The sequence below is a fragment of the Devosia sp. genome (genome assembly GCF_034675085.1).
Classification (GTDB): Bacteria; Pseudomonadota; Alphaproteobacteria; order Rhizobiales; family Devosiaceae; genus Devosia.
The window spans coordinates 1-7,255 of record NZ_JAUCDN010000169.1 but is presented as its reverse complement, the minus strand read 5'-3'; the positions used below and the strand labels follow the sequence as shown (position 1 = coordinate 7,255).

Sequence of the window (7,255 nt, the reverse complement as noted above, 5' to 3'; positions counted from 1 at the left end):
CCGCCCACCGTCACCCGCTTCTGCCGCCGGCTGGGCTGCGATTCCTATGCCGATTTCAAGGTGCGGCTGGCCCAGTCGCGCTTTGTCGGCCAGCGCTATTTCGCGCCCGCCTCCGGCCCCTCCAGCGTGCGCGACATTGCCCACGGCATCGTCAACGGCATCCAGTCGATCATCTACGAGACCTTCGACCACATGGATGTCGACGCCATCGAGCGCGCCGCAGAAAGCCTGGTCAAATCCAGCTTCGTGCTCAGCTTCGGCTCGGGCGGCGCCTCCTCCATGATGGCCACCGAGATGGAGACGCGCCTGTTCCGGCTCGGTCTTAAGGTCGCCGCCACCGACGATCACCAGCTGCAACTGATGCGCGCCGCCGCCGCGCCCCCCGGTTCGGTGCTCATCGCCTTTTCCCTTTCGGGCAATAATCACCAGCTCGCCCGCGCCCTCACCATTGCGGGCGAATACGGCATCATGCGCATCGTCGCCACCCGTTCCGGCTCCCCGGTGGCCGAGCAGGCCGACATTCTTTTGCCGGTCAACTGGCACGAAAACGCCGACATTCTGCGCCCCACGCCGGGGCGCTACGCCTTCCTGGCCACTGTCGACGTGCTCGCCCAGACCGTCGCCACCCGCCTGGGCGCGCCGGCCGTGGCCACCATGCGCCGCATCAAGCACCAGCTCGTCATCAACCGCGACGGCGACGACGCCCAGCCCCTGGGGGATTGAACCAATGACCCTCCACGCAAGCGGAACGGCACCTCCCCCTTGATGGGGGAGGATGGGAGGGGGTGCGGGAAGCCCCGATTTCCCCGGTTGATCCCGCCCCCTCCCCAGCCCTCCCCACAAGGGGGAGGGTGCCGATCGTGCCCGCACCGGCCTTCATTCCAGAGCCCAAGAGTTTCCCATGATCTCCTTCTCCCTCTCCACCACCTGGACGCCCGCCGCCGATGACGCGCCGCTCGGCTATGGCATTGAATTGACCAATACCGGCTCCGAGCCGGTCAGCGGCTTCAAGCTCGGTTTTTCCGGCCCCGCCCGCATCGATCCCCATGCCACGCTTGAAAACGGCCGCCTTCTGGTGCGCCTGTCCAATCACACGCTCATCGCCCCGCCCGAGGGCTATGTGCTGGCCCCGGGCGAGACCTGGATCGCCACCGCCCGCGGCCTCTCCTATGGCCTGCGCCATTGGAGCGACGGCGCCAATAGCGGCTATGTCGAGCTGAGCGATGGCACCGTGGTGCCCGCCGCCACCACGCCGACGCGCGGCAAGGGCCATAATTCGCCCCTGCTCAAGGGCGCGGTGCGTTTCCCCGTGCCGGCCAAGGCGCCGGTGCCTGTCTCCATCATTCCCTGGCCGCGTTCGGTCGCTACCACCGGCGCGCGCATCGCCCCGCCCGGCTTCAACCTGCTGCCTGAGGGCGAACTGGCCGAGCGCGCCGCCGCCGCCTTTTCGACCCTGGTGGCCGACCTTTTCCCCGTCGAGGCCATCGTGCGGCCGGCCTCCGAAGCCGGCATGCCCGTCGCCATCCGCGCCAAGGCGGGCCTGGCCGAAGAGGCCTACGAGATCGCGTTTTCCGAAAACGGCGCCAGTGTGTCCGCCACCACCCGCCAGGGCATGTTCTACGGCCTGGTCACGCTCGGCCAGATCCTGCGCGGCGCCCGGCAATATCCGCAGACCTTTGTCTTTCCCACCGGCGGCACCATTGCCGACGCGCCCGGCTTTGCCTATCGCGGCTGCCATCTCGACGTGGCCCGCCAGTTCTATACCGGCGCCGAGGTCAGCCGCCTTTTGAAGCTGCTGGCCTGGAAAAAGCTCAACAAGTTCCATTGGCACCTTTCCGAAGACGAGGCCTGGCGCCTCGAAATCGACGCCTATCCGCAATTGACCGAGATCGGCGCCTGGCGCGGCCATGGCAAGGCGCTGCCGCCTCTGCTCGGCTCGGGTCCCCAGCCCACCGGCGGCTATTACAGCAAGCAAGTGGTGCGCGATATCGTCGCCCTGGCCGATAGCCTCGCCATCACCGTCATTCCCGAAATCGACATGCCCGGCCATTTCTACGCCGCGCTGCAATCGCTGCCCGAATTGCGCGATCCCGATGAAAAGGGGGAATACCAGTCGGTGCAGGGCTTCCCCAATAACAGCCTCAACCCCGCCCATGAGCCGGTCTACCGCTTCGTCGAAACCATCGTCGATGAAGTGCTGGAAATGTTCCCCGCCGGCATCTTCCATGTCGGGGCCGACGAGGTGCCGCTGGCGGCCTGGTCGGGCTCGCCCCTGGCGCTCGATCTCATCGAAAAGCTGGCTGGCCCGCAAATGCGCAAGAAGCATGAGGGCCAGTTCAACCAGCTCGGCAATCATCATGGCGCCGACGAGATCGAGGGCTCGCCCACCGCGATCCTGCAAGCCCATTTCATCCGCCGCGTGCATGATTACATCACCGCCAAGGGCGCCATCACCGGTGGCTGGGAAGAGGCGGCCCATGGCGACGCGGTGGAAAAGGACAAGAGCTTCGTCATCGGCTGGCGCAATGTCGAGATCAACGCCGCTTTGGCCGAGCGCGGCTTCAACATCGTCGTCTCTCCCGGCCAGCGCTATTATCTCGACATGGCCAACAGCCTTGCCTGGGCCGAGCCCGGCGCCGGCTGGGCCGGCTGGTCCGGCCCGCAGGAAACCTATGAATTCGAGGCCCGCGCCGGCTTTTCCGCTGCGGGGCTCGAGCACCTGATGGGCGTCCAGGCCTGTATCTGGAGCGAGTCGATGACCGACCGCGCCATTTTCGACCGCCTGGTCTTCCCCCGCCTCTCGGCCATCGCCGAGGCCGGCTGGACCCTGCCCGAACGCAAAAGCTGGCCCCGGTTCCAGGCTTTGGCCGGCCTCATGCCGATTATGTATGGCAACTGGGCGGTGGAGTAAGGATTAGGCTCTGATCCCTCCTTCATCGTCATTGCCGGGCTCGTCCCGGCAATCCACCTTTTCGCTGGCGCGGTGTTCGGGGAAGCACCCCCTCATCCGCCCTTCGGGCACCTTCTCCCGCGAGGGGAGAAGGAAGGCCCGCTGAGTGAGGCACCATGCCGTCCCATCCGCCGGCATGCACCTCCCCCCTTGATGGGGGAGGCCGGGAGGGGGTGTCGAGAGCCACGATAGAGAAGCCTGGTTCCCCCCAGCCCCCGCGCAAATTCATGCTCAGCGTCACCATGGGGGACGCTCGATGCTAACAGTCTGCTAGCCAATTCGCCCCAAATGCTAGGCCCAGGGGTTCTCCACCATGGGCCAGATATCGCGCCGCGCCTTGCGGTAGTTCGTTTCCGCCGGCCGGTTGGGATAGGGCTTTCCCGCCGAGCAATAGATGATCTCGGAGGCGATTTTCGAGAAGGAATCGTAGAAGTGGTTGGTCGATTTGATCAGCAGGATTTTCCGCGATGTCGGCTCGATTCCCATCACCGAGAACAGGCTCGGATCGAAGCTCTGCGCCCGTGTGGAGTTGAGGATCACGTCCACCCCGTCAAAGCTGATCCAGGCCGCGTCGCCAAAGGGGGCGAAGCTGTCCCCGAACCGCATTTCCGCGTTCTTTACCAGGCGCTTGACCGTGACCAGCCGGTCGACGGGATTGCCGGTTTGCGGCGCCGATTTGGCCCCGAAGCGCAGGGTGATTTCCGCCCCTTCCCCAGCCGCCATGCAGATCTGCACCGCGATGGGGTCCCAGATCGTGCCCACCGCCACGTCCCTTATCCCCCGGGCCAGGATTTCCTCCAGAATGACGGTGGCATCGCCTGCGGTGCCGCCGCCGGGATTGTCCCACACATCGGCGATCACCACCGGTCCTTTCGGCGCGGCCACCGCCGCGTCCAGAGCGGCCTTTTCGTCCACCTGTTCGACCATGAAGGTGCCACGCATGGAAAAAAGTTCTCTGCCCAGCCGCTCGGCGAGTTCGGCGCCCAAACGGGGATTATTGTCGGTCACCGCGATGATCTTGGTGCCCATTTCGGGCACGTCGCCAGCCATGAAGCCATGGATTACCGATAGGGAAAGAACGTCTTTCTCCGATTTTTCAAGGGCATAGAGCCTGTCGACAAAGCCGCGCATCGGTTGTTTGGAGGTGGGGAACACATCGATCATCCGGCAGTCGAAGATGCTCATCACCGGGGATATCTCGCCCTTGAGCGTTCGCACGGTGATATCCCAGAGGTCCCGCGCCCGGTCGACGAAGTCGGTATGCGGAAATTCCTTGAACACCACCAATACGTTAGCCATTTCCACCCGCCTGGCGGTCAGATGGCTATGCGGGTCCAGCTCGGCGGCAATCACCACTTTTGGCCCCACGATGTCGCGCACCTGGCCGAGCAAATCGCCTTCGGGGTCGTCATAGCCCTGCGCCACCATGGCGCCATGCAGCCCCAGCATGACTGCATCTACCGGCATAGCGGCCTGTAATTGCGTGAGAATTTCGTCGCGCAGTTGCTCATAGGTGCTGCGCGCGACCAGCCCCGCCGGGTCGGCCCAGCTGGCGCTGCCCTCGATCAGCTCCCACCCCTCGCGGGCGCAGACCTCGCGCCCCACGGTGATGGGGGCGGTGCATAGCGTCGGCGTCGCCGGATGCTGGCCGGGCGGGGCGTAGAGCGAGGCCTCGAAGGCCTTCCGGTCCACCGCGATGGGCGAAAATGTGTTGGTTTCGGTGGCGAGGGCAGCGGTGAAGACGCGCACGGGAAAACTCGCAGAACGAGGCTGACGGGAGCGGGCGGCAGACACCGCCCGAAAGACAGGCTAGCATGCTCCATGCCGGTCAATCACGTAAGAAATTTACATTTTGACCCGGAATTTGCCGGCGAAAGCGCGGTTTTATCGCGCTAAAATGCCACAAAACGAAATTGACTTTCAAAACAGCTCAGGAGGCTTCCATGCCGATCAAACGTTATGGTGCGGACAAATCCGGTGCCGGCGGCCAGAACCTGCCCTTCGCCCGCGCCGTCGAGGCCGGCGGCTGGCTCTATGTTTCCGGCCAGGTCGCCATGAAGGATGGCGAGATCATCAATGGCGGCATCGTCGAGCAGACGCATCTGACGATTCAGAACGTCATCGCCATTCTCCAAGAGGCCGGCTACGGTCTCGAACACGTGGTGCGCTGCGGCGTCTGGCTCGATGACCCGCGCGATTTCTGGAGCTTCAACGGCGTCTATAAGAGCTATTTCGGCGAGCATCCGCCGGCCCGCGCCTGCGTGCAGAGCCACATGATGGTCGACTGCAAGGTCGAGATCGAATGCGTCGCCTATAAAGGCCCGTGAAATAAGGGAAAAACCATGACCGGCATGTTCGGCCTTTCTGGAAAAACGGTTCTCATTTCCGGCGCCGGCGGTGGCATCGGCCGTACCATGGTCGAGACCTTCCGCGAGGCAGGGGCGCAGGTGGTCGCCATCGACCGCGACCCGGCCCTGCTCGCCGGGCTTGACCTGGCCGGCACCATCCTGTGCGATCAGGCCGATGCCGGGGCCACCCGCGCCGCCGTTTCCGCCTGGCTGGCCGATCATGGCGCGCCCGACGCCGTGGTCGCCAATGCCGGCTTCACCCGCGCCGAGCATTTCGGGCATCTGGATGATGCGGTCTGGGCCGCCGAGATCGCCATCAACCTCAACGGCGCCTATGCGCTCACCGATCCCGTCATCGCCGCCATGGCGGCGCGGGGCAGGGGGAGCGTGGTGTTCATCTCCTCCGTCAACGCCTTGGTCCATTTCGGCAATCCGGCCTATTCCGCCGCCAAGGCGGGGCTGATTGCCTACGCCAAGGCCATCGCCGTCGAGCGCGGCGCCGAGGGTGTGCGCGCCAATGTCGTGTGCCCCGGCTCGGTTCGCACCCCGGCCTGGGATCATCGGCTGGAAGCCGATCCGACCCTGCTCGATAATGTCCTGCCCCATTATCCGCTGGGGCGCATGGTTTCGCCCCAGGAGGTGGCCAATGCGGCTCTGTTCTTCTGCTCCGACGCGGCCTCGGGCATAACCGGCACGGTGCTGCCGGTCGATGCCGGCCTCACCGCCGGCAATCTGCGTTTCGTCGATGAGGTCCTCAGAGGCAAATGACCGATATTCTCGAACTCGATACCCCTTGCGTCCTCATCGATATCGACAGGGTCGAGGCCAATCTCGCCCGCGCCCAGGCCTATGCCGATGCCCACGGCCTGCGCCTGCGCCCTCATATCAAAACCCACAAGCTGCCGCGCTTTGCCAAACGCGCCATGGAGCTGGGCGCGGTGGGCATAACCGTGCAGAAGCTGGGCGAAGCGGAAGTGTTCGCCGATGCCGGCGTTGCTCCGATTTTCCTGCCCTACAACATCATCGGCGCGGCCAAGCTGGCCCGGTTGCGGGCGCTGCATGAGCGCATCGACATCTCCGTCACCGCCGATAGCGCCGAAACGATCGAGGGCCTCTCCCGCGCCTTCGCCGCTTCGCCCAGGCCGCTCACCGTGCTGGTCGAATGCGACACCGGCATGGGCCGTTGCGGCGTGCAGAGCCCCGAGGCGGCGCTGGCCCTGGCCGGCAAGATCGCCAATTCCCCCGGCCTGCGCTTTGGCGGCCTCATGACCTATCCCGCCGCCGGCCAGGTCGAAGCCAATGCCAAATTCCTCTCCAGCGCCAAGACCTTGCTTACCCAAGTCGGCCTGCCGCCCGAAACCATCTCCAATGGCGGCACCCCCGATCTTTGGCGCGCCCATGAGGTCGAGGCCGCCACTGAGCATCGCCCCGGCACCTATATCTACATGGACCGCTCCCAGGTTGCGCGCGGCGTCGGTGGTTTCGAGGATTGCGCCCTCACCGTGCTCGCGACCGTTGTCAGCCGTCCCACGCCCGACCGCGCCATCATCGATGCCGGCTCCAAGGCGCTGACCAGCGATACGCTGGGCATGGACGGGTTCGGCCTCATCGAAGCCTATCCCGGCGCCGTCATCACCGGCCTCAGCGAGGAGCACGGCACCATCGACCTTTCCGCCTGCGCTGCCCGCCCCGCGATCGGGGAAAAGCTGCGCATCATCCCCAACCACGCCTGCGTCGTCTCCAATCTCTTCGACCAGGTGCACCTGATTTCCGGCGACCATCTGGTCGAAACCGTCCCCGTCGCCGCGCGCGGCAGGGTGGATTGAGCGATCATGGTGCCCCACGCCACCACCCTGTCGCCCCGGCCTAGAGCCGGCATGACAGGGGGCGGGGAACAGCGCCGAAGCGCAGGAGGTCATCCTCAAAAGCCAAAGGGCTTTCTTCTCTTCCCCGCCAC

General features: G+C 65.2%; 6 protein-coding genes. 5 read left to right on the top strand and 1 reads right to left on the bottom strand.

Features of this window, described 5'->3' with window-relative positions; all coding sequences use genetic code 11:
• Both VDP82_RS11480 and VDP82_RS11475 read left to right on the top strand, forming a co-directional pair.
• Window positions 1-723, top strand: a 723-nt coding sequence (locus tag VDP82_RS11480; RefSeq protein WP_323014984.1) for a MurR/RpiR family transcriptional regulator, incomplete at its 5' end; no start/stop codon positions are given.
• A gap of 178 nt (window positions 724-901) precedes the next feature.
• Window positions 902-2,911 carry a beta-N-acetylhexosaminidase gene (locus VDP82_RS11475; protein ID WP_323014983.1) on the top strand — a complete coding sequence of 670 codons (2,010 nt, stop codon included), beginning with the start codon at window positions 902-904 and terminating at the stop codon, window positions 2,909-2,911.
• 330 nt (window positions 2,912-3,241) lie between these two features.
• Here VDP82_RS11475 and VDP82_RS11470 read toward each other — a convergent pair whose 3' ends face one another.
• Window positions 3,242-4,699: a M81 family metallopeptidase gene (locus VDP82_RS11470; RefSeq protein ID WP_323014982.1), complete on the bottom strand. Its 1,458-nt coding sequence runs from the start codon at window positions 4,697-4,699 to the stop codon at window positions 3,242-3,244.
• Between the two features lie 194 nt (window positions 4,700-4,893).
• Here VDP82_RS11470 and VDP82_RS11465 point away from each other — a divergent pair, with 194 nt between their 5' ends.
• Genes VDP82_RS11465 through VDP82_RS11455 form a run of 3 tightly spaced genes read left to right on the top strand, consistent with a single transcriptional unit; the run spans window position 4,894 to window position 7,124 of the window.
• Complete coding sequence (locus tag VDP82_RS11465; RefSeq protein WP_323014981.1) at window positions 4,894-5,277, top strand: RidA family protein; 384 nt, start codon at window positions 4,894-4,896, stop codon at window positions 5,275-5,277.
• A gap of 24 nt (window positions 5,278-5,301) precedes the next feature.
• Window positions 5,302-6,066, top strand: coding sequence for an SDR family oxidoreductase (locus VDP82_RS11460; RefSeq protein ID WP_416347105.1), 765 nt, complete (start codon window positions 5,302-5,304; stop codon window positions 6,064-6,066).
• Window positions 6,063-7,124, top strand: coding sequence for a D-TA family PLP-dependent enzyme (locus tag VDP82_RS11455; RefSeq protein WP_323014979.1), 1,062 nt, complete (start codon window positions 6,063-6,065; stop codon window positions 7,122-7,124). The genes VDP82_RS11460 and VDP82_RS11455 overlap by 4 nt, the downstream gene beginning before the upstream one ends.
• Window positions 7,125-7,255: the final 131 nt, after the last annotated feature.

Coding starts and splice junctions, on each gene's coding strand:
- VDP82_RS11465 (WP_323014981.1), top strand. CDS start 4,894: ATGCCGATCAAACGTTATGGTGCGGACAAATCCGGTGCCGGCGGCCAG.
- VDP82_RS11460 (WP_416347105.1), top strand. CDS start 5,302: ATGTTCGGCCTTTCTGGAAAAACGGTTCTCATTTCCGGCGCCGGCGGT.
- VDP82_RS11455 (WP_323014979.1), top strand. CDS start 6,063: ATGACCGATATTCTCGAACTCGATACCCCTTGCGTCCTCATCGATATC.
- VDP82_RS11475 (WP_323014983.1), top strand. CDS start 902: ATGATCTCCTTCTCCCTCTCCACCACCTGGACGCCCGCCGCCGATGAC.